This is a genomic window from Acinetobacter lwoffii (assembly GCF_024129355.1).
GTDB lineage: Bacteria > Pseudomonadota > Gammaproteobacteria > Pseudomonadales > Moraxellaceae > Acinetobacter > Acinetobacter lwoffii_I.
The window spans coordinates 99,128-121,163 of record NZ_JAMXXP010000007.1; the positions used below are offsets into that span (position 1 = coordinate 99,128).

Annotated in this window: 21 protein-coding genes; 6 read left to right on the forward strand and 15 right to left on the reverse strand. The window is 43.7% G+C overall.

Translation table 11 applies throughout. The features are described 5' to 3' along the window. Positions 1-15: 15 nt before the first annotated feature. The 5 genes from NI468_RS06125 to NI468_RS06145 form a co-directional block, all read right to left on the reverse strand. A complete protein-coding gene (locus NI468_RS06125) occupies positions 16-903 on the reverse strand; it encodes a ParB/RepB/Spo0J family partition protein (protein ID WP_253100656.1) in 888 nt (295 codons plus the stop codon). Then, entirely contained in the window at positions 900-1,682 is a 783-nt protein-coding gene (locus tag NI468_RS06130; protein ID WP_005170377.1) for a ParA family protein, read from the reverse strand. Before NI468_RS06130 ends, NI468_RS06125 begins: the two co-directional genes overlap by 4 nt. Positions 1,683-1,707: 25 nt before the next feature. After that, positions 1,708-2,340, reverse strand: a complete 633-nt coding sequence (rsmG, locus tag NI468_RS06135) for a 16S rRNA (guanine(527)-N(7))-methyltransferase RsmG (RefSeq protein ID WP_005097338.1) — start codon at positions 2,338-2,340, stop codon at positions 1,708-1,710. Between the two features lie 85 nt (positions 2,341-2,425). Next, a complete protein-coding gene (gene murU, locus NI468_RS06140; protein WP_253100659.1) occupies positions 2,426-3,115 on the reverse strand; it encodes an N-acetylmuramate alpha-1-phosphate uridylyltransferase MurU in 690 nt (229 codons plus the stop codon). Further along, positions 3,116-4,129 carry an aminoglycoside phosphotransferase family protein gene (locus NI468_RS06145; protein WP_253100662.1) on the reverse strand — a complete coding sequence of 338 codons (1,014 nt, stop codon included), beginning with the start codon at positions 4,127-4,129 and terminating at the stop codon, positions 3,116-3,118. It lies immediately after the preceding gene. Positions 4,130-4,250: 121 nt separating this feature from the next. Here NI468_RS06145 and NI468_RS06150 point away from each other — a divergent pair, with 121 nt between their 5' ends. Further along, entirely contained in the window at positions 4,251-6,704 is a 2,454-nt protein-coding gene (locus NI468_RS06150; protein WP_004278895.1) for an LPS-assembly protein LptD, read from the forward strand. Beyond that, a complete protein-coding gene (locus tag NI468_RS06155) occupies positions 6,704-8,011 on the forward strand; it encodes a peptidylprolyl isomerase (protein ID WP_044109557.1) in 1,308 nt (435 codons plus the stop codon). The genes NI468_RS06150 and NI468_RS06155 overlap by 1 nt, the downstream gene beginning before the upstream one ends. 119 nt (positions 8,012-8,130) lie before the next feature. Here NI468_RS06155 and hfq read toward each other — a convergent pair whose 3' ends face one another. From hfq to tsaE, 4 genes are all read right to left on the reverse strand, one after another. After that, entirely contained in the window at positions 8,131-8,640 is a 510-nt protein-coding gene (hfq, locus tag NI468_RS06160; RefSeq protein ID WP_253100665.1) for an RNA chaperone Hfq, read from the reverse strand. Between the two features lie 91 nt (positions 8,641-8,731). Continuing rightward, complete coding sequence (gene miaA, locus NI468_RS06165; RefSeq protein WP_004645483.1) at positions 8,732-9,676, reverse strand: tRNA (adenosine(37)-N6)-dimethylallyltransferase MiaA; 945 nt, start codon at positions 9,674-9,676, stop codon at positions 8,732-8,734. Positions 9,677-9,682: 6 nt separating this feature from the next. Further along, positions 9,683-11,650: a DNA mismatch repair endonuclease MutL gene (gene mutL, locus NI468_RS06170; protein WP_253100668.1), complete on the reverse strand. Its 1,968-nt coding sequence runs from the start codon at positions 11,648-11,650 to the stop codon at positions 9,683-9,685. Next, entirely contained in the window at positions 11,640-12,119 is a 480-nt protein-coding gene (gene tsaE / locus NI468_RS06175; RefSeq protein ID WP_253100671.1) for a tRNA (adenosine(37)-N6)-threonylcarbamoyltransferase complex ATPase subunit type 1 TsaE, read from the reverse strand. Before tsaE ends, mutL begins: the two co-directional genes overlap by 11 nt. Before the next feature lie 126 nt (positions 12,120-12,245). On the opposite strand from tsaE, the gene NI468_RS06180 reads away from it, so the two are divergent. The 3 genes from NI468_RS06180 (at position 12,246) to NI468_RS06190 (ending at position 14,156) form a co-directional block, all read left to right on the forward strand. Beyond that, on the forward strand, positions 12,246-13,154 hold the full coding sequence (locus tag NI468_RS06180; protein ID WP_253100674.1) for a pseudouridine synthase: 909 nt from the start codon (positions 12,246-12,248) through the stop codon (positions 13,152-13,154). A gap of 114 nt (positions 13,155-13,268) precedes the next feature. Beyond that, positions 13,269-13,616 (forward strand): type II toxin-antitoxin system RelB/DinJ family antitoxin, encoded by a 348-nt coding sequence (locus NI468_RS06185; protein ID WP_004645487.1) that lies wholly within the window; start codon positions 13,269-13,271, stop codon positions 13,614-13,616. Between the two features lie 96 nt (positions 13,617-13,712). Further along, complete coding sequence (locus NI468_RS06190) at positions 13,713-14,156, forward strand: GNAT family N-acetyltransferase (RefSeq protein ID WP_004278907.1); 444 nt, start codon at positions 13,713-13,715, stop codon at positions 14,154-14,156. Between the two features lie 42 nt (positions 14,157-14,198). On the opposite strand, the gene NI468_RS06195 is transcribed toward NI468_RS06190, so the two are convergent. Beyond that, the gene (locus tag NI468_RS06195) at positions 14,199-14,906 is read right to left on the reverse strand and encodes a pseudouridine synthase (RefSeq protein WP_005103491.1); all 708 of its coding nucleotides are present in this window, start codon (positions 14,904-14,906) and stop codon (positions 14,199-14,201) included. 140 nt (positions 14,907-15,046) lie between these two features. On the opposite strand from NI468_RS06195, the gene NI468_RS06200 reads away from it, so the two are divergent. Continuing rightward, positions 15,047-15,499, forward strand: coding sequence for a DUF441 domain-containing protein (locus NI468_RS06200; protein WP_004645490.1), 453 nt, complete (start codon positions 15,047-15,049; stop codon positions 15,497-15,499). Between the two features lie 258 nt (positions 15,500-15,757). On the opposite strand, the gene NI468_RS06205 is transcribed toward NI468_RS06200, so the two are convergent. The 5 genes from NI468_RS06205 to NI468_RS06225 form a co-directional block, all read right to left on the reverse strand. Beyond that, positions 15,758-16,084, reverse strand: a complete 327-nt coding sequence (locus NI468_RS06205) for a gamma-glutamylcyclotransferase family protein (protein ID WP_180180878.1) — start codon at positions 16,082-16,084, stop codon at positions 15,758-15,760. Between the two features lie 31 nt (positions 16,085-16,115). After that, positions 16,116-17,831: an AAA family ATPase gene (locus tag NI468_RS06210; RefSeq protein WP_129716622.1), complete on the reverse strand. Its 1,716-nt coding sequence runs from the start codon at positions 17,829-17,831 to the stop codon at positions 16,116-16,118. 89 nt (positions 17,832-17,920) lie between these two features. Beyond that, complete coding sequence (locus tag NI468_RS06215; protein ID WP_253100677.1) at positions 17,921-19,927, reverse strand: hypothetical protein; 2,007 nt, start codon at positions 19,925-19,927, stop codon at positions 17,921-17,923. A 196-nt stretch (positions 19,928-20,123) separates the two neighbouring features. Further along, positions 20,124-20,876: a 1-acyl-sn-glycerol-3-phosphate acyltransferase gene (locus NI468_RS06220; RefSeq protein WP_253100680.1), complete on the reverse strand. Its 753-nt coding sequence runs from the start codon at positions 20,874-20,876 to the stop codon at positions 20,124-20,126. Between the two features lie 26 nt (positions 20,877-20,902). After that, positions 20,903-22,012, reverse strand: a complete 1,110-nt coding sequence (locus NI468_RS06225) for a beta-ketoacyl-ACP synthase III (RefSeq protein ID WP_253100682.1) — start codon at positions 22,010-22,012, stop codon at positions 20,903-20,905. Positions 22,013-22,036: the final 24 nt, after the last annotated feature.

A 22,036-nucleotide genomic window follows, 5' to 3' on the forward strand; every position in this document is an offset into this window, starting at 1 on the left:
AAAAAAATATATAAATTATTCATCTTCTAAAATAGAAAGAATGCCATCCAGCTCTTCTAAAGAATGATAACTAATGACTAATTTTCCTTTACCTTGTTTGTTATAGTCAATTTTCACATCAGCACTGAAACGCTCTGAAAGGCGCTGGGTCAATTGCTGAATATCCGGTGCAAGCGCTTGTTTTACTTTTTCTTGTTTAGGTACATTAAAATCACGGACTAACTGCTCGGTTTGACGAACAGACAAGCTTTTTTCAATCACGATATCAGCGACTTTGAGCTGGTCTTTTGCCTTCAGCGTTAGAATCGCACGCGCATGCCCCATATCCAGCAGGCCTTGCTGCATAAAGTCTTTCACTTCTTCAGCCAGACTGAGCAGGCGAAGTAAATTACTGACCGTAGTACGTGCCTTGCCGACTGTGTCTGCAATTTCCTGATGGCTTAGACCAAATTCCTCATGGAAACGTTGCAGAGCCATGGCCTGATCAATCGGATTCAGATCCTGACGTTGGATGTTTTCAATCAGAGCCAATGCAATCGCGACCTGATCCTGAAGTTCGCGCACAATCGCAGGAATTTCAGTCAGACCTGCCAACTGCGCTGCACGCCAACGACGTTCACCGGCAATAATTTCATAAGGATAGCGTTCGTCATCGACCGGACGAATCACAATCGGCTGCATAATGCCGTGTTTTTCAATCGATGCCGCCAGCTCTTGCAAGTCTTGCTCGTTGATATAACGGCGCGGCTGGTATTCACCACGCTTGAGCAGGTTCACATCAATCTGTTTGAGCTGACCATGATCAAGACCTTGGGCTTCCATCTGTAATTTTTCTTTTTGAATTGAGCCTAGCAAGGCATCCAAGCCACGACCTTTAGCGAGTCCACGTTTCTTGACGGTCATGCTTTACTTCCTTTTTTCACTTTGCTTTTCTTTAATACTTCAGCTGCCAGATTTAAGTAAGCAACTGCACCCTTTGAGCTTTTTTCAAAATAAATCACCGGCAAACCGTGTGCTGGTGCTTCAGCCAGACGAATATTGCGTGGAATCACGGTGTCATACAGTTTTTTACCGAAATATTGTTCTAATTCTTCAGAGACATCACGGGTCAAGGCATTACGCGCATCATACATGGTACGTAATACACCGACTATTTGCAGGTCTGGATTCAATGCTTGCTGAATCCGATCGATGGTCTGGGTCAAATCAGCCAGACCTTCCAGTGCATAATATTCACACTGCATCGGAATCAGCACACCATCAACCGCTGCCAAAGCATTCACTGTAATCAGGCTCAGACTTGGCGCACAATCAACAATAATATAATCAAATGACTTTTCGACTTCTTGCAATGCATCACGCAGGATGAATTCACGTCCTTCTTGATCTGCAATTGCCAGCTCAACCCCAGCCAGATCACGGTTGGCACCCAGAACCTTATAACCGACCTCTGCCTTGGCGATCGCCGTTTCAATCGGCACTTCACCCAGCAATACATCGGTGACCGAATAGAGCAAGTCATTCTTTTGAATGCCCGACCCCATGGTTGCATTGCCTTGCGAATCCATATCGACCAGCAAAACGCGCTTTTTTAACACAGCTAAAGATGCCGCCAAATTTACTGCGGTTGTGGTTTTACCAACACCACCTTTTTGGTTTGCAATCGCAATAATTTGTGCCATGTTGCCCCCAATCCCTTTAAAATTCTTAAATACGTTTTAATAGCAGTAAATGACGCTGTTCGTCTAAGCGCGGAACTTTAAGTTCAATAATCTCACAACTAAATTCATTTTTTAAAGCAGTGACTTCATCTTCAGGAATTAAGCCTTTCATTGAGGCAATAATGGTCTGTTCATGCATATACGGTTTAGAGGCATCCACAAAGTCAGTCAGAGATGCAAACGCACGACTGGTAATCACATCAAATTGACCCAGCTCGTTAATGCTGTCTTCATTTTCTACACGCGTTTGCACCGCAATGACATTTTTAAGTTTCAGATCGGCAATAAACTGTTTCAGGAAACGAATTTTTTTACCGTTTGAATCGAGTAATACACATTCACGCTCAGGCTGACATAAAGCAATGATCATACCTGGCATACCGCCACCCGTACCGATATCGAGCAGACGGCCCGCTGGCAGATCTTTTAGAATGCTGAGACTGTCCAGCAGATGCTTGACCAGCATTTCTTTCGGATCACGGATCGCAGTTAAATTATATGCTTTGTTCCACAGCACCAAAGCGTCCTGATACTTGAGTAATAAATTCAAAGCTTCTTCAGATAGCTCTAAACCCAAAGCTTGGCTACCCTGCTTTAGTTCTTGAAAAAACATGTGCATAAACAATCTACGCTCGAAAAAGTTAGGTGGAAGTATACCGTTTTCTATATCTTGTCATAGTAGGCAGTGCTTAGTGAATATTCACTTAAACAGACTTAGCTTCACGGATTGCCAAATCTAGTGCCGTTAAACGTTCAGGCGTACCGACATCTACCCAAATACCCACCAGTTTAGAGGCAACCACTTGATGATTCAGCATCGCTGCCTTCAATAAAGGTGCCAAAGGACGCTTGCCAGTCTCTAAGCCTTGGAACATCTTTGGATCAAGCACGGATACACCACTAAAAGTCAGGTTTTCACCTTCGACTTGCTGATCAAAGGTATAAGCTTTCCCGGCTGCAAGCGTAAAATCACCTTCAGGATGTTGTTCAGGGTTCTGCACAAGTACGAGATGTGCCAGATTATCTTCCAGATCAATATTCAGTAAAGGTTCAAAATCCATACTGGTCCAGACATCACCATTTAACAGAATAAAAGGTTCATCACCGAGTAGCGGCAAGGCATTGATAATTCCGCCTGCTGTTTCCAGACCTTCACCTTCATGTGACCAAAGGATGTGCACGCCAAATTGCGAACCATCGCCCAAAGCTTCTGCGAGTTTTTCACCGAGCCAAGCCGTATTGATGACAATTTCAGTAACACCGATCGCAGCCAGTTTCTCTATATGCCAGACAATTAAGGGCTTGCCCCCAACTTCCAGCAAAGGCTTTGGCGTATGCAGCGTTAGCGGCCGCATACGATTACCGAGTCCTGCGGCCAAAATCATCGCTTTCATTCAGGCAGCCACCTCATATGAGCCATATTTAGCTTCAAATGCAGGCATCACTCTGTCACGCATAAACTGCATGAATGGCTCTAGTTCTGCATAAGCCTTAGATTCTTCAAGCAGATACCACATCACACGTGGTAAGTCCTTGAGATAACCTGACTTGCCATCACGTTCAAACAGACGCACAAAAATACCTAAAATCTTGATATGACGCTGAATCGCCATCATGTCGGCGTCTTTTTTAAACTGTTCAAAGTCACGCTCTTCTTTAGCAGATGCTGGCAACAAGTCATAAAAGTTTTTGAACCAGCGATACACACGATCGGCATTCCACTGTACATAGGCATCACGGGTAATCGAGATCAAGTCATAAGTATCCGCACCAATCACAGCATCCTGAAAATCAATCACACCGAGTTCGGTTTCATTGTCGATTTTCATCAAGTTACGACTATGGAAATCCCGATGCACGATCACCTGTGGCTGTGCCAATGCGGCATTCGCCAAAATCGCAAAAGTGCGTTTGATCAAGGCGCTTTCTGATTCAGTCAGTTGAACCTTTAACGCTGGTAACATCCAGTCAGTCAGCAATTCCATTTCCGAGATCAGTTTTTCATAAGAATATGCCGGGAAATGCCCTTCTCCAGCAATCGATTGTAGTTGAATGAGCTGCTTAAAGCTTTGCTCATAATAGGCATCTACAGTCTCGTCATTCAGCAGATTCGACAGCAGCACATCACCAAAGTCTTCGAGCAGTAAAAAGCCATTTTCCAGGTCTTTTGCCACGATATGCGGAACGCGCACGCCATGTACATCAAAAAACTCATCTATCGTCACAAAAGGCACACAATCTTCTTTTTCTGGTAGTGCATCCATCAGCATAAATGTTTTATTATTCAGTTTGATTCGTGCATAACGACGGAAGCTGGCATCACCTGCTAAAAAATGAGTTTCAAATTGATCTGAACCGAGTACAGAGGCAATCCAAGATTGTATCAATTGTTCGCGTTGTGTATTCATTTGCAATTAATTCTAATACAGGCTGAGTTTTTAAAGTGCTAAGTGTAGCTACTTATCAACTTTTTCTCTATGATGCGACAATAATTAATTGCGATAAAAGCATGATTGGTTAATGAGACAAATGAAGCATCACTTTAAAATAAATCCTCTAGCGACTGCGATCTTAACCCTTTTATGTGGCAGCTCAGCCTCCGGCTATGCTGCATCAAATGTCTCGTCCGATGTAAATGCAGAACAACTCAAACAGCGCATAAATGAGACCTATCCAGGTGAAGCATTCTTTTCGCAATACTATGTCGACAAATCCTCAGCTGAGGCACAGCAGCGGCAGGAAAAATACTTAAGTTCAGCTTATTGTGAAGGCACCTGGGTGACCCCGATTGCTCCAGATGCAGCAACCGTTGCGCCAGATCAGGCTACATCCACCATTACTGCAGATTATGGTCACTACAATCCAGCAGGTGACTCTTATTTAGAAGGCAATGTCATCATTGACCAGCAAGGTCGCCAGATTCGTGCTGAACGCGTAACGATTGATCAAACCCAGACCTATGCCAAAGCAGAAGGTCGGGTACAACTTGCTCAGGGTGGCCTACTCTCGCAAAGTGATGATATTAATTATAATTTAAAGACCCAAGAAGGCGACCTAAATAACAGCTTCTATATTGCCGAGCAGCAACATGCGCATGGTCGGGCAGAAAAGATCGCCAGAACCTCGACCGAGACGGTAGAACTGGAAAATGCGACCTATACCACCTGCCCACCTGAGCAAAAACCGACCTGGAAAATCCAGGCAGAAAAGATCAAGTTGAATCAGGAAACCGGACGTGGTGAAACCCGGAATACCAAGCTTTATGTTAAAGATGTTCCGGTTTTAGCGGTTCCCTATTTCAACTTCCCGATTGATGACCGCCGCACTACCGGTATTCTGACGCCGACATTTGGCTTTACCAATGATGGTGGTCTGGAACTGGGTGTTCCGGTTTACCTGAATTTAGCACCACAATATGATGCGACAATTACGCCGCGTTATATTGGCGATCGTGGGGTAATGCTGGATGGCGAGTTCCGTTATCTGACTGAGAATTATGGTGAAGGCCGTATTTGGGGAGGTTATTTACCTTCCGATGAAAGCTATAGCGACGAAGACCGTAAAAGCCTGCATTTCTTACATAACTGGCAGATCAATAATCAACTATCAACCAACCTTGAATATAACTACGCTTCAGACAAAGATTACTTTGCCGATCTGGATAACAACCCGAACTCTAAAACTGACCTGAACTTACGCCGTGCCTGGGAAGTCAATTACAAAAATGGTATTCCTGGCTTAAAGGCACAATTCAAAGTCGAAGATTTCCAGACCTTAGATCCAACTGTACTGGATGAAGACCGTCCTTATGCACGCTTGCCGCAGCTTTTAGTCAATTACAAAACTGGTAATCCATTGGGATTACAGCTTGAATTTAATAACGATACGGCTTATTTCCAGAAAGACCTGAGAAATTTCGCCGATACTGATCCAACGGGTGAGAAGGTATATCAGCCAAGTGGCACACGGATCTATAACGACTTTTCCGTGCGTTATAATCATTTTACCCCGTGGTCATTCTTCATTCCTCAGGCAACTGTACGCAACATCAATACTTTCTATGATGAAAAAACCCAAAGCCGTAGCGCGTCTAGTGAAAATAATTCAATTGTGGTGCCACAATTCACGCTGGACACCGGCTTAATTTTTGAAAAAGAAGGTACGTATCTACAGACCTTAACGCCTCGTCTGTTCTATGCGTATTCACCTTATGAGAACCAGCAGAATCAGCCAAACTTTGATTCAGTCGTCGCTTCGATTAATTATGATCAACTTTTCAGTGCGCGTCGCTTTTATGGTAATGACCGCCTGGAAGACAATAACTTTGCCTCCTTAGGTCTGAGCTATAGCCTATTTAATGAAGAAGGTCTGGAGCGCCTGCGTGCCAGCGTTGGACAGAGCTTTTTCTTTGAAGATCGCCGTGTAACGTTGGAAAATGATGCAGATGAATTCGACCGTGAAAGTCATACTGGCCCTGTAATTCAACTGACCAGCCAGCTGTCAAATAATGTTCACGTTAATCTGAACTCAAGCTGGATGTCGAATGGATCGAATGCCCAACGAGATTTGCAGGTTTATTATACCGGTGAGCAAGGCAATCTTTATAACCTAGGCTATTTCTATCGCAAAGATATTCCGAACCGTCAAAAGAGCTATGATCATGTGGTGGGTTCATTTATCCAGCCGATTGCCAACAACTGGCGTCTGGTTGGACATGCCCAGTTTGACCTCGACAATAGTGTCGCACGGGAATATTTACTTGGCGTGAACTATGAGTCATGCTGTTGGGGAGTTTCTGTTTACGGTCGCTCATATTACAATGACTTAGACGACGTTAATGATTCAAGCGTCAAAGCCAAACGCGCCATTATGGCCGAAGTCAGCCTGAAAGGCTTAGGTGGGTTAAGCAGCAAACTCACCTCATTACTAGAAAATCGTATTCTAGGTTTTAACAATATCAATCAAACTTGGACAGAACGTTAATGAAGACAAAACAGTTAAAACAAATTTTTAAAGCAACCGCACTTGCGCTATGCCTTTCTTCAGCGATGACGACTTTTGCTGTTGCCCAACCTAAAGATGAAGTTGTAGCTGTAGTCGACAATAGTATCATTCTACGTAGTGACCTGGCTCAAGGTGTAGCCGAAATCTCACATCAGCTGCAAAAACAGAAAAAGGCAGTTCCACCACAACAATATCTTGAGCAACAAGCTTTAGAGCAACTGATTATTCGTCAGGCACAGCTTGAACAAGTTAAACGTTATAATATTCGTCCAGATGAAAAAGCTTTAAATGAAGCCGTCCTGAAAGTTGCCCGTGATTCTGGTTCACCGAGTCTGGAAGCATTCCAGCAGAAACTGGATGCCATGGCGCCCAATACCTATGCTTCTTTACGTAACCGTATCGCTGAAGATTTAGCACTGAATCGTTTACGTCAACAAATCGTGACTTCACGTATTCAAATTACAGATCAAGATGTTAAAAACTTCCTAAATACCCCGCAAGGTCAAGCTTTGCTTGGCAGTCAGGTCCATGTACTGCATTTACGGGTAAGCGGTGAAAATGCTGAACAAATTGCAACAAAGGTAAAGCAAGAATTAAATAGCAGCAATGACATTCAGGCGATCAGCAAAAAGTACAGCACTGGCGGCGTTAAAGTCGAAGCTGCTGATATGGGTGTGAGAAACCTGTCAGAAATTCCAGCAGAACTGGCTGCACGCGTGACCACCCTGCAACCAGGTCAAACTTCTGAACTGATTCCTGTCGCTGATGGTGTACATGTTCTGAAGCTCTTGGAACGTAAAGGTGGCGAACAGAAAGCCCTTGTTCCTCAATATTTAACACGACACATTCTGATTCAACCGTCTGAAGTGGTCAGTCCTGAAAATGCCAAACAAATGATTGATAGTCTGTATAACCGCCTCAAACAAGGTGAAGATTTTACTGTTTTAGCTTCAACGTTCTCCAATGATACTGGCTCGGCTCGTGATGGCGGAAGTCTTGGCTGGGTTAGCCCAGGGGTAATGGTACCTGAATTTGAACAGCAGATGAAAAGCACCCCAGTAGGTCAGTTCAGTAAACCATTTCAATCCCAGTTTGGCTGGCATATTCTGCAAGTGAGTGAAACACGCCAACAAGATATGACACAGGAATATCAGGAACGTATGGCTCGCCAATTGCTTGGTGAACGTCAATTTGATGCCGAATTAGATAGCTGGTTACGTGAAACGCGCAATAATGCTTATGTAGAAATCAAAGATCCTCAACTGGATCCTAAACGTAACCGTTAAGCCTTACCATAATCCTAAAAAGCCAACGACATCTCGTTGGCTTTTTATTTAAAAAACTTAAAACGTACAGATATAAAAAAACCTCTCATATAGAGAGGTTTTTTAATTTTCAAACTCGATTAACGATTGTTTTCATCGTCTGAAGAGTCTTCAAATTTAGTGTCGTTGTCAAAACCAGTGCCTTGACCACCAAAGCCAGCACCTTGACCACCGAAGCCGGCACCTTGACCACCAAAGCCGCCTTGACCACCAAAGCCACCGCCTTGACCGCCGAAGCCACCTTGACCACCGAAGCCGCCGCCTTGACCGCCAAAACCACCTTGACCACCGAAGCCGCCAGCACCTTGACCGCCACCAAAGCCACCTGCAGCACCTTGACCACCGAAGCCCGCACCTTGTGGACCAGCAGGCGCGCCAGCAGGACGTGGATTACGTGCAGGTACTACAGTTGAAATTGCATGCTTATAAACCATTTGGCTTACTGTATTTTTTAATAAAACCACGTATTGGTCAAAAGATTCGATATGACCTTGTAATTTAATACCGTTTACCAGGAAGATAGATACTGGGATACGTTCCTTACGGAGAGAATTCAAGAATGGATCTTGTAAAGTTTGACCTTTAGACATGTTATAACTCCAAAAAAATTAAAAATCAGCGCAAAAACTATCTCTATTTTTCAATTAAAAATTATAAAAAAGATAGTCCCTAAATTTTGCTTTATCCGTGACAGTTTCGCAAGTCTTCTTGAGCCTGCTGTAGCGTAAAATATGTTGTAAATTTATGCTTTTCTTGCAAAGACCTTAACCACGTATATTGACGTTTTGCAAGTTGTCGTGTCGCAAATAAAGCTTTATCCTCCATTTCCCGTTGCTTTTCCTTGGTTTTATCAGCATTTTTTAAGAATTCCATAGCCTGACGATAACCCACTGAACGCATGGAAGGTAAATTTTCATTAAAATCGTATTTTTCAATTAAATTAACAACTTCATTTAAAAAACCGCTTTTCCACATAATTTCCAGACGTTGTTCAATACGCCCATGTAATTCTAACCGATCTGGCATCAGTGCATAATTATGGAAACTGTAACGATATGGTAAGTTTTTAGGTTGTTCTGCCTGTAGTTTTGTAATCGGCTCACCAGTCAATTTAAAAACTTCCAAGGCTCGAATAATGCGCTGCTTGTCGCTAACCTTGAATTTTTCACCGGCAATCGGATCGACTGCACATAATTCTGCATAAACCGCTTCCCAGCCCTCCTGCTCACCCTTGGCTTCAATCTCTGCCCGGATAGCATAGTCTGCACTTGGTAGGTTATCTGACAAACCTTCAAGCAAGGCCTTAAAATACAGCATGGTTCCGCCAACCAGAATCGGGGTTTTACCACGCACATGAATATCATCAATCAGGCGGCAAGCATCTTCGACAAAGTTGGCTGCAGAATACACTTCAAGTGGACTAATAATATCAATCAGATGATGCGGATAGCGCGCCAGTTCCTCTTTAGAAGGTTTGGCTGTACCAATGTCCATTTCCCGATAAACCAGTGCAGAATCGACCGAAATCAGCTCAAATCCCCCTTGCTCATACAGTTCACATGCCAAAGCGGTTTTACCACTTGCAGTTGGCCCCATTAAATTGATGACCGGCAATTGATTGGACATGTAAAACTACTCTCCTCGAGCAAAAAGTTTATCTAGTTGAGCCAATGGAAAGGCGCGCCAAGTCGGACGACCATGATTACATTGACTGGCAAATTCGGTTTGTTCCATCTGCCGTAATAAAGCATTCATTTCAGACAAACTTAGGATACGATGCGCTCGCACTGCACCATGACAGGCCATTCCCGCCAAAATTTGGTCACGCTTCTGCAATAGGCTTTGTGCTTGATCCCCCGGATCTAAATCATTCAATAATTCAGGAATCAGGGCATCGAAATCGGCCTTGTGTAGAATAGCCGGTACACCACGTACGATAACTTGCTCATCACCATACTGATCGATTTCCAGCCCCAAACGTGCCAACTGCTCTTTCAGCTCTTCGACACGCATGGCCTGCATCCGGCTAATGTTTACGACCTTTGGAATCAGTAGTTGCTGTGACGTCCAGAATTCAGGTTTATCCCAGGCTGATTTCATTTGCTGCAAAACAATACGTTCATGCGCCGCATGCATATCGACAATAATCAGACCTTCGGTATTTTGTGCCAGAATGTAGATACCATGTAACTGGGCAATGGCAATGCCCAATGGATGCTCATCCACTTTGGCCTTTACATGTGTCTGAAAAGACTGCTCAGGACTAAATACTTCGGTTTCCGAACTTTCTCTGAGCGGTGCTAAATAACTTTGCAAGGCATTATTCAGCTGCTGTGAACCAGAATAAGATTTACGGTAATCTTGGGAATAATGCACTGTTTGTGGACCTGAAGATGCAAAATCGGTCAGCACATCTGAAGTTTCATTTTCACTTAAGGCAGATGTCGTTCTCACCACCTGTGGCTGAGAATGCGCAGTCTGATGCAGGCTGAACTGTTCCTGATAACGCGGTTGCGGGGCCGTCAAGCCAGGCTGTTGATCCTGTTTCATTGCCTCGGCTAAATCTGCAGTTGCGGTCTGGAATTGTGCCAACGTTTCTTTGGCATAATGCCGTACGAACTCATGTACTTCACGTTGATTCAGGAAGCGAATTTCATGCTTGGTCGGATGGACGTTTACATCCACATTTTCTGGATCAACTTCTAAAAACAGTAAATAAGCCGCATGCTGATGCCCATGCAGGATGCCGTCATAGGCCATCCGTAAGGCATGGGAAATGGTTTTGTCTTTGACAATCCGGCCATTTACATAGACATACTGCAAATCAGCCTGTGCACGTGCATCTGAAGGATGGCCAAGCCAGCCAGACAAACGCATGTTGATACTGTCTGCATCCATCCAGTAGGCATTTTCAGTAAATTGGCGGCCAAGCAATTGCTGTACCCGCTGAAAACGCAAAGCGCCGCTATCCGCCACGGGTAAATTCAGTTTGATGCTTTCATTATGTTCTAGCACAAAACGGATATCAAAATGCGTCAGTGCCATACGGCGCACAATTTCTTCGATATGACCAAATTCAGTGCCCGGTTTTTTCAGGAATTTACGCCGTGCAGGCACATTAAAAAACAAATCCTGAACCCGGATATGCGTTCCTTTTGAGGCCGCAACAGCCTGAATTTCCTGATGATCAAAAGCCGTGCCATTGACTTCGACCTGATAACCGATACCCTCGTCACTTTGACTGCTGATCATGGTCAGGCGTGAAACTGCTGCTATCGACGCCAGTGCTTCGCCACGAAAGCCCAGACTGCTAATCGCATACAGCTCATCAGCACTCTGGATTTTGCTGGTGGCATGACGCATCACGGCCAGCGGTAAATCCTCATGATGAATTCCGCGTCCATTGTCGATGATTTCAATTAAAGTACTGCCGCCCTGTTCGACCCGAATGATCAGCTCTGTCGCCCCCGCATCAATCGAGTTTTCCAGTAACTCCTTGACCACAGAAGCCGGACGTTCAATCACCTCACCTGCGGCAATCTGGTTGGCAAGTGCAGGATCAAGGGCACGAATACGGCGCAGACTTAAATCATTCGACATGTGAAAATTGACGCTCCAGAGCCTCTCGTAAAGCAAGATTCGATGAAATCAGGCTTGCAGTACGGGTAAGTTCATCTTCAGATTTTAAAATTTCAATAATCAGGTCAGCTTGCGGAATTTCATCACCACCTTTAGATGGCCATTCAAATAAAAATAGCGCATTCGGTGTTTCCAGGTAATCCCGGATGCCCATCAGTTCCAGTTCATAAGGGTCATTCAGACGATACAAGTCAAAATGAAAAATATCCTGACCATTAATTTGATAGGGTTCGACCAGTGTATAAGTTGGACTTTTCACTGAACCTTTATGACCCAACTGTTGCAAATAATAACGCGTTAACGTCGTTTTTCCTGCCCCCAGGTCACCAACCAGATACACGACCCCCGCAGGGAAATTTTCCGCCAGAACTTTGGCCAGTTTTTGGGTATCGTCTTCATGATTTAAAGTGACATTAAATGAATAAGGCATATTACTCACGACATGATGCAAAAGAATAAATATGATAGCATCGCCACGCTTTAAAAGCCTATTCACCTGTGTGAGAAACTGTATTTTTTCACAGCATCTGTTCCTTAAGAGGTTAATCTGCCTGCCATGCAACCAACTGTTGATTTTAACCCGCCTATGCTGAATGGGGTCAGTGCCAGTAAAGTGTTTTTGCCAGCCAGTCCAGATGCTCCCCCGACAGTTTTTGCTTATTTATGCATACAATTTGCGCATATCACAGCAGATGAATGGCAATCCCGTTTCAACGAGGGTCTGGTCTATGATGCTCAGGGCAATCAATTAACCACAGAAAGTCCATTTCAGGCCAATAGCCACTGTTTCTATTACCGCTTTTTGGCAAATGAAGTGCATGTGCCTTTTCAACATCAGATTTTATTTGAAAATGAGCATTTCATGGTGGTCGATAAACCGCATTTTTTGACCATGAGTCCGACCGGACAATATCTGCAGGAAACGCTATTGGTTCGGCTCAAAAATCAGACCGGTAATGAACATTTAACGCCCATTCACCGGCTGGATCGTGAAACGGCAGGTGTTGTCCTGATATCCAAATGTGTGGAATCACGTGGCCTATATCAACAGATGTTTGCTACACGGCAGGTGCAAAAAACCTATCATGCGATTGCGGCCTATCAACCTGATTTAAAATTTCCATTGATCACGCGATTAAGAATGGAAAAGGGACAGCCCTTTTATACCATGCACGTGCTAGACGGAACGCCGAATAGCGAGACGGCAATTGATCTATTGGAACATAATACAGAATGGGCCAAATATGAGCTAAAACCACATACTGGCAAGCAGCATCAATTACGGGTCCACTTGAATCACCTGGGTATTCCGATTCAGCACGATCCCTTTTACCCACAGGTAGCGCACAAGGCGGAAGATGATTTTTCTGCACCTTTAAGTTTATTGGCCAAACATATTCAATTTGTCGATCCGATCACGCAGAAAAGCATGAATTTCAGCTCCCAACTTGAATTGACACTGTAAATCGCTTGTCATTACAGATTATTTTCTAAAATCGGTCGCTTTAAGATTGAATTTCAAACGTAATTGATTAGAATAAAGGCGAAAAGTTAAGTAATTTAAAGCTTTAAAAATATTATGAGAAAAACTGAAGTTTATCAAATTCGCTTAGACTCGCAAGAGAAGAAACAAGCCTTTGCGGTATTTAAGCAATTGGGGATTACGCCAGCTCAGGCCGTGCGTCTTTTTTTCAAGCAAGTGGTGATTACCAAATCGATCCCCTTCTCGATTGAAAACCAGAATATCAATCTGGAACAACTGATTCGGCTGCGCAAGCTGAAACAAAATGAAGCTAAAACCGAGCAAAATGCGCTTTCCAGTTCTGCCCTGAATCTGCTGGATGATCAGGAGATCCAGCTGGATGATGATCATCTTGATTTATTTGAAGAGCTGAATGCCATTTTGGGTGAAAGCGACAAAATTTAACATTGTTGCATTTCCGAACAATTTCTAAAGCCTGCCACTCACAAACTTCGCTATGCTTGATGCTGATAATCAATAAAAATTAGCATGGAGTATGCAATGCTCGTACGACGCGCCCAGTCAGCAGACCTGAATCAGCTGGCGGTATTATTTGATGAATATCGACAGTTTTATGGTACGTCTTCCAATCCTGAACTCTCTTACCAATTTTTAAAACAGCGTTTTGAAGATGGGCAGACCGTCATTTTCATTAATACCAAAGATGATACTTTTACCGGCTTTATTATCCTGTATCTGGGTTTTTCCTCAGTGGCCTGCTCGACCTATTATATTCTGGATGATGTCTATATCACCCCGGTGTTTCGGCGTCAGGGCGCAGCCAAACAACTGATTGATACCGCGATTTTATTTGCCAAACATGAACAGGCCTTAAGAATCACTCTGGAAACCCAAAAGAATAATTATCAATCGCATAAATTGTATGAATCTATGGGATTTATCAAGGATGATGAATTTCAGACTTATCACTGTTTCCTGAAATAACTCCTAATCTTTTCATCACATTTCAAGCGAATAAAAAATTTATTATTCTGAGCGGAATTTGGCCTGCGCCACCTGTTCTGCATTTAAATACAACCATTCTCCTTCAGCCAGTTCAGGCAAAGCCAAAGCACCAATCTGTGCACGATGTAGCTGTTCAACTTTATTGCCTACGGCAGCTAGCATGCGCTTCACCTGATGATAGACGCCTTGATGAATGGTCATTTGCAGACGGTTCTCAGCCAATCGAGTCACTTCAGTAGCCGCAAAAATACCTTTTTCATTTCTCAATTCGACACCTTGTTCTAGTTGCTGAATCTGTTCATCCGTGACTGGATCCGCAGTTTGCATCTGATAAACTTTGGCGACATGTTTTTTGGGATGGGTGAGCGCTTGCAGGAACTGTCCATCATCGGTCAGCAATAACAGTCCGGTGGTATCCTGATCCAGACGGCCCACACACTGAATCCCCCGATTCAGCAAAATGTCATCAAACAGGTCAAACACACTAAAATGATGCGTCGCCTGATGCGAACACTCGTAGCCTTGTGGCTTGTTTAAGGCGATATAGACTTTTTCCCGATAGGTATGACTTTTCCCATAAACCTCGAAATTTAAGTTATTCAAATCCAGTTTATGTTTGGGATTGTCAATCACTTCATCTTGAATTGAAACAGCACCATTTTTAATCAGTTGCTGACAATGCTTGCGGGAGCCGAAACCTTGTGACTGCAACATTTTTTCCAATAGCATCTGTTTATACCTGTATCGAGTGAAGACCTGTGCATTCTATCCTGAAACAGTCATGAATTTGGTTTCTTCCGCTGTTTTCTAGGTATCATGCGTTGAAAAGCTCTACAATAGCTTTATTTTTCATTCTTTCTCTCCCGCTTATGTCGCAACTTGATCTGAATCTGATTGTTCTTTTGGTTTTACTGGCTTGCGGTATTTTCAGTCACAATAGCGCCGTCACCATTGCTGCAGCGGTATTAATTGTTTTAAAAATCACGCCTCTCAGCAGTTTATTGCCTTATGTACAGGCGCATGGTTTAAATATCGGCATTATTATTCTGACCATTGGTGTTCTGACACCGATTGCCAGTGGCAAAATTTCAGGAGAAAGTATTCTCAAATCTTTCCTGAGCTGGAAGTCTTTGCTGGCAATCGCGATTGGGGTTTTTGTTGCTTGGCTGGGCGGACGTGGAGTGAAGCTGATGTCCAATCAGCCAGATGTGGTGGCCGGACTGTTATTAGGCACAGTGGCTGGTGTAGCAGTATTACGCGGTGTTCCAGTCGGTCCTTTAATTGCGGCTGGGATTTTATCGTTATTGATTAGTACACAATAATGTTCAAATCATCAGCGCCCTTCACCAGTATGCAAAGATTTCTCAAAAATAATCATATAACGGGAAATATGCAGATCGCCCGATGATTATCTTGCGCTAATCTCTAACGCAGTACGTCAGGCTTGCTCAGAAGATACTATCAAATCAACGGAATATTTATTAATTCGATCTTTCAAAATTCAAGCAAAGGAAAGTGAATGATTTTTAAAAGCGGTGACCTGATAAAAATCAGAAATTCAATAAATGACACACACCAGTCTAATCTTTCAAAGCATAGACCAAACTTTCTATCATCTCACCATTTTCCAAATATACTTTAACCGGGATACGTTGATATTCATCGCCTTCAAATGCATCCAGCTCATCCCAATATTGGGGAAGATTCTCGGATATGAATACATAACCCGGAACAATCTCTCCCGAATCACTGAGCTGAATACCCGGGCTACCCAGCTCAGCACCCCAACCACGCTGCTGCAAATACCCACGAATATAACCGGCTTTCCAGCTCCCCCCAATCCGCTCCATGACAGGGGCATTGGGTTGCTGCGGACGAAGCGTGCCGTATACGAATAAACTATGCATCTTAAGAACTCTTAAACATCACTTTTAATGATTATTCTACAAATAGTAGTGCCAGACGCACTTGGTCATAAGCCATTTTAGGCGTGGTCAATTCCACAATCGGACGCAACTTAATAGAACCGTCATCATTAAAATGCTCCGAGTTTTGACGCTTGGTCAGGCGTTTATAAATCTTGCGAACCTGCTCCACCACTTCCTCACCCGGATGTGCCAGCGAGATATCCAGCCCCTGCTCTTTATGCAAACGCCCCAAATGATTGATGATGGTTGCCGGAGTCAAACCACGTTCAGTCGCGATATCGGCAATTTCATAACCTTCTTCAAACAGTTCACGCGTTTCGTCTAGCGTTGCAGCGGCATAGCTTTGCTTACCCCCATTCTTGGAAATTTTCTTCTCATTGCGCTGGATTTCAACTTCATTCAAAGTCCCGCCACAATGTCGGATAAAGGCCTTATGCTGTGCCGTCAAATCGACATTTTCAAAATTCGCTTCGGCTTCATCAGAAAGTTCTTGAAAACGGCGATCGGCTTTAATTGCCAGACTATCGAGTTCCAAAGCCTGCTCATTAAAACCTTTTAATCGTAGGCCATTTAAGCTTTTCAAACGGGACAACGCGACATAGCCCTGTCCTTTTTCAAAAGTATGGCTCAGGTCAATCTCGGCAGCTTCCAGGGTCATGCCTTGTGATTTATGAATGGTAATCGCCCAGGCCAGACGCAATGGAATCTGCTGGAAACTGGCAATGGTTTTACCGGCCTCATTGTCTACCGACCAGGTTTCAGGCTCAACCACCAATGTAGTGCCATCGGTCAGTTTGACTTTAGGCAGCACACCATATTCATCATCTTCTTCAAAACTGATCACTTCGCCCAAACTGCCGTTGATATAACCCATATCAAAGTTGTTTTTCACAAACATGACTTTGGCATGTTTTTTCAGGGTTAAGGCTTCAGGCGCTCGCACTGACGATTTTAAAGTCTCGATCAGCTTTTCATTGCCATCACACTGCGCATCAAACTGGCGCGGATCATTGTCAATTTCATTCAGATGTTTAAAGTTAATACTGTCCACATCCATATTATGCGTATACAGGCGCGTATAGGTATCACCAATTTCTTGATGTCGCGTGGCCTGTAAAGCAGTGCGGTGTTCATGGCTAATCGCCTGCGCACGGATCGCATTCAGAATGTCATTCAAATAATCATTGCCCTGACGATGCTGCTCAGTTAGGTAGCAAACGCGAAACTTGGCTTCGACCCAGGCATCCGACATAAAGCAGAATTTGTCGCGGTTGCGCTCATCATTTTTACCGACTGGCGGTAACTGGAAAAAGTCCCCTGCTACAATCACCTGAATACCACCGAAAGCTTCATCACTTTCTTTGAAATATTTCAATACCTGATTGACCAGATTCAGCTGCTTGGCATGCAGCATTGAAATTTCGTCAATAATCAGGACTTGCGCATTTTCCAGATGTTCTTTTAAGTATTTGCGCTCTTTCATCCGCTTTAAGTCTTCTTCAGACAAAAAGTCTTTAATGCCAATGCCTGCCCAGGTATGAATAGTCATACCATTCATGTGTGTGGCTGCAATACCGGTCGATGCGGTAATCGCGACGGCGACCTTACGTGCCTTTAAATAATTAATATATTGATTCAGCGTATAGGTTTTTCCTGCACCGGCAGAACCGGTTAAAAAGACATTTTCTCCTGCTTTGAGTAACTTAAGGGCAGTTTCCTGTTTCATAAGAGCAATACCGTGAAAGAACGGCTATAGCCTAACGATTTTTGGCAGAAAAGTTAAGCGTCATGGCGGAAAACCACTTAATCTTGCACTTAAGCCTGCAAGTTGAGCCAGTTGATAAAATGCATCGCGATATTGCTATATTCAGCTTCTGCCTTTTGATTGTTCGGATATTCCAGCTGATCGAAGATCACTTGCCCATTGACGATCCGACAGCCCAGAATTAAAGGTAAACGCACATCCGGATGCGACATGCGAAAGGCCACATATTGCCCTTCAATAATCTGCTGGGCATAACTGGCCGCCAGACAGTTCCTGAAAATTTTAGATTCCTCTAAAATCCGATCCAAAGTTTTAAGTTCTTCAAAACGCCAGTTGAAATACAGTAAAAATGAAACCTGAGTGATTGGTGTCCAGTTCACCAGTGCGAACTGTTTTTTCAGCTTGGCGATCATTTCCTGCTTTTGAACCTGATCATGCCAGACGACCGCCTGATTAAACAAACTGGTCCAGCTCAGATTTTTCGGTATTTCTGTATGGCTGGAAAAATACTCTACCAGATAGTCACGCACATAACTGTCAAATAGCGACTCACGTACATGCCCGCTTTGCAAATAAAACAGCTGCCTGAACTCAGTAAAAGGAATGCGATAGCGGTGCAGAACATTATAGAAATCACGATTCTGCTGGCTTTGAGGCTGAATATACACCAGAACCTCATCGGGTAAATGCGCCGTAATTTTATATAAATGCTGCATATAAGCCTGCATCATCCGGCTCAAGTTCAGATAAACCTTTTTAGTCAGCTGATCATCCATTTTAACCACATTGCGCAGCAGCTCCATCCATTCGTCCAGATACAGAATTGAAGGGCTAATCGCAATCCGCTGATCCTCAATCGATTGGCGTGTGCCTTTTAATACCACCGCCTGATTATACTGATGCTGAAACCAGTCATGCTGGATTGCATATTCATGCATGCTATGAATAAACAGTCGCGCCGAGACATATTGAAAATATTGCAAAGTCGCCAAAATAATCTGGGGATGAATATGATGGCTGTCTACAAAACTTAGGGCCGTTACTGCGACCCGCACACTGCTATGCTGGATATTATTACTGATCCAGTCCAGTACCTCGGCCGATTGCTTAAAGATCCAGTTCACGGCACGATGACAGTCAAATAGTGGCAATCGGGCTACTTTTTTCTGCCATAAATACGGATAATTTTCCAGGAAATTCCGTTTGGATAATAAATCATCCCGATGCCACACGTCCCGGTTCATCAGACGGACAAAACCGAGCAGGTTACTCTGCTCCTCAGCATGCCGATACAGCAAACAGATATCATCAGTATGATCATTCAGTTCATGCAAATTAAAGCGCTCTTCAAAAGACAGTGACATAATCCGGAACATCGCCGGAGGCAAAAACTGTGCGGCGCTAAAACAGAACTCATCCAGACTGTCCATCAATGACTGGATCGACAGGAATTCATCCTGCTGTAGACACTCCAAAGAAAAAGCCTGTTGCAAGCTTTCAAGAATCTGCTGTGGAATCTCTTGTTCATCCTGAATAAAGTTTTGCATGACAGGTGCTGTATACAACCCGGCCTTGATCAGCTGCTGGTCGATAATCTCAGCTTGAACAATCGACATTTGCTGCAAAAATTCGGACACCCGTTCCAGGCCATTAACCCACGCATAAACCTGAGCCAGGATAAGCTGACGTAACTGTTTGGCTTTGTCGCGTAAATACAGCGAATGCTGTGGTTTTAAATCGCCAGTCAGGAAATAGATATCCTGTAAAAAGAATTCCTCCAGGGCTTCTGCCTTACATTGCTGAAAATAAAAATGACTGTCAACCAAAGCAGGTGCAGCTCCAGAGTCTAGTGCATAGGGAGTATGAAACTGGATATAAAACAGACCATCCAGCAATTCAATCCGGCACTGATCCTGCTGAATTTTTATTAAATTTTGTGCATTCAGATGACCAATTATTGCCATCTGATCAAGATAAAGCTGGTTGAGCTCCGGAGAAATCCGTAAACATTGTTGTGCCAACAACCTTAAAGGTGCTACCAAGCTATCCTGTTCCATACGCACACCTCGGTCATCTTAGAATCATCTTATTTTTATATTGGATCATGCTGAGTCCCTGATCACCAATCAGTGAACACTTAAAAATACATTATGGCATCACTTGCACTATAAAAAAGTCCATGCATCCTTTTTCCTAAAAATAGAACATCTCAATAGATCATAGCCTAGATTTTATAGAAAGAATTTTTCTTTTTTAGTCTTGCTGACGTAGTACCTTAAGCTCGGCCAAGCCGGTATAAATATGTTGCTGCAAGCTGTGTCGAAATGCAATCAGCTCTTCCTGAGTCTGAACCTGAGCAATCGATTGTCGCGGCATAAACTGAAAATAAAATGGCAGGCGTTTTGGGAATAATCGTTTAGGCAAAGATGGAATCACATCGCCCTGACGTAATAATTTATTGAGTTGTGGTACTTTGAGGAGTTTTTGAAAATATTTATGCTGGATGATCTTATTGGCATCAAAGCCGATCTCATAGACTTCATCCCCACCGAGCGCGGCAAAAGGGACAATATCATAGTTGAATTCCTGAGCCAGCTTTAAAAATCCGTAATGCTGCTTCCAGATCAGTTGATACTGTTCACCCTGACGTTTGAGTACTTCGCGCCCACCTCCCGGAAACACCAGAATAGAATAACCCTGCTGCATCACAGCACGTACATAATGCTGGATGCCATCGACTGCCCCAAACTTTTTCACGGCTTCACGCCATAGCGGTACATAAAAATGGCTATGATCCGCAATACTGACCACAGCCACTTTATGTTCGTTATAGAGGTAATCAATCAGTATCGGCGAATCAAAGATGCCGTACATGGAATGATTACCGACATACATTGCAGGCCGACTGGCATCAATATATTCAGCCCCTAAAAAGGTAGGGGTAAAATATAATTTGGATAAGGCACTTAAGCGTCTAATCCATTGCCCATCATGTTTGACCTGCAAGCTGTCTGCTCCCTAACTACTCCGGATTATGCCACGCGCTTTTGGACCAGAATCGAACCCACCGAATAACCGGCACCAAATGAACACAACACGCCGTATTCACCATCTTCAACTTCATGTGCAGTACGGTGCAAGGCGATGATCACCCCAGCAGAAGAGGTGTTGGCAAACTCATTCAGAATGATCGGTACCAGACCAGGTTTGGCATTTTCTTTGCCGACGACCAGTTTCAGGATTAGTTCATTCATACTGGCATTGGCCTGGTGTAACCAGAAGCGTTTAACACCTGTCGGCTCAATCTGGTTCTTCTCCAGTTGCGCAGTAATCATTTTCGCAACCAGTGGACAGACTTCTTTAAATACCTTACGACCATCCTGACTGAAACGTTTGTCGTCAATGTCAGCATTTTCAGAAGTATTCAAGAAACCAAAGTTATTGCGGATGTTATTCGAGAACTGGGTAAACAACTCAGAATCCAGAATTTCAAAACCGGTTTTGCTGTCAGTATTTTCAATAATTGAAGCGGTTGCCACATCACCAAAAATAAAGTGACAATCACGTGAACGGAAATCGGTATGTGCAGAAGTAATTTCCACATTCACCAATAACACACGACGCGCGCCAGCTTTGATCGCATCATAAGCCTGTTTCAGACCAAATGTTGCTGCAGAACACGCCACGTTCATGTCATAGGCATAGCCTTTGATGCCTAGAGCCGTTTGAATCTCGATCGCTACAGCAGGATAAGCACGTTGCAAATTCGAACATGACAAGATCACGATATCAATGTCTTCGGCAGTCACACCGGCATTTTCCATCGCCTGCTTGGCTGCGATTACGCCCCATTCTGCTTGCAGTGAAATTTCATCATCTGCACGTTCACGTAAATTTGGACGTAAGCGTTTTGGATCAAGAATACCTGATTTTTCTACGACATAACGGCGTTGTACGCCAGATGCTTTTTCAATAAAGTCTGCGCTAGAACCACGACGCGCTTCAACTTCGCCTGCAGCGATTTTGTCAGCATTTTCGTGATTAAACAGTTCCACATAAGCATTTAAACTTTCAACTAATTCTTCATTGGTGATGACATGTTCCGGATGGAATAAGCCAGTACCCGTAATGCGGATGCCCATGTAAAATTCCTTATCTGAATTACC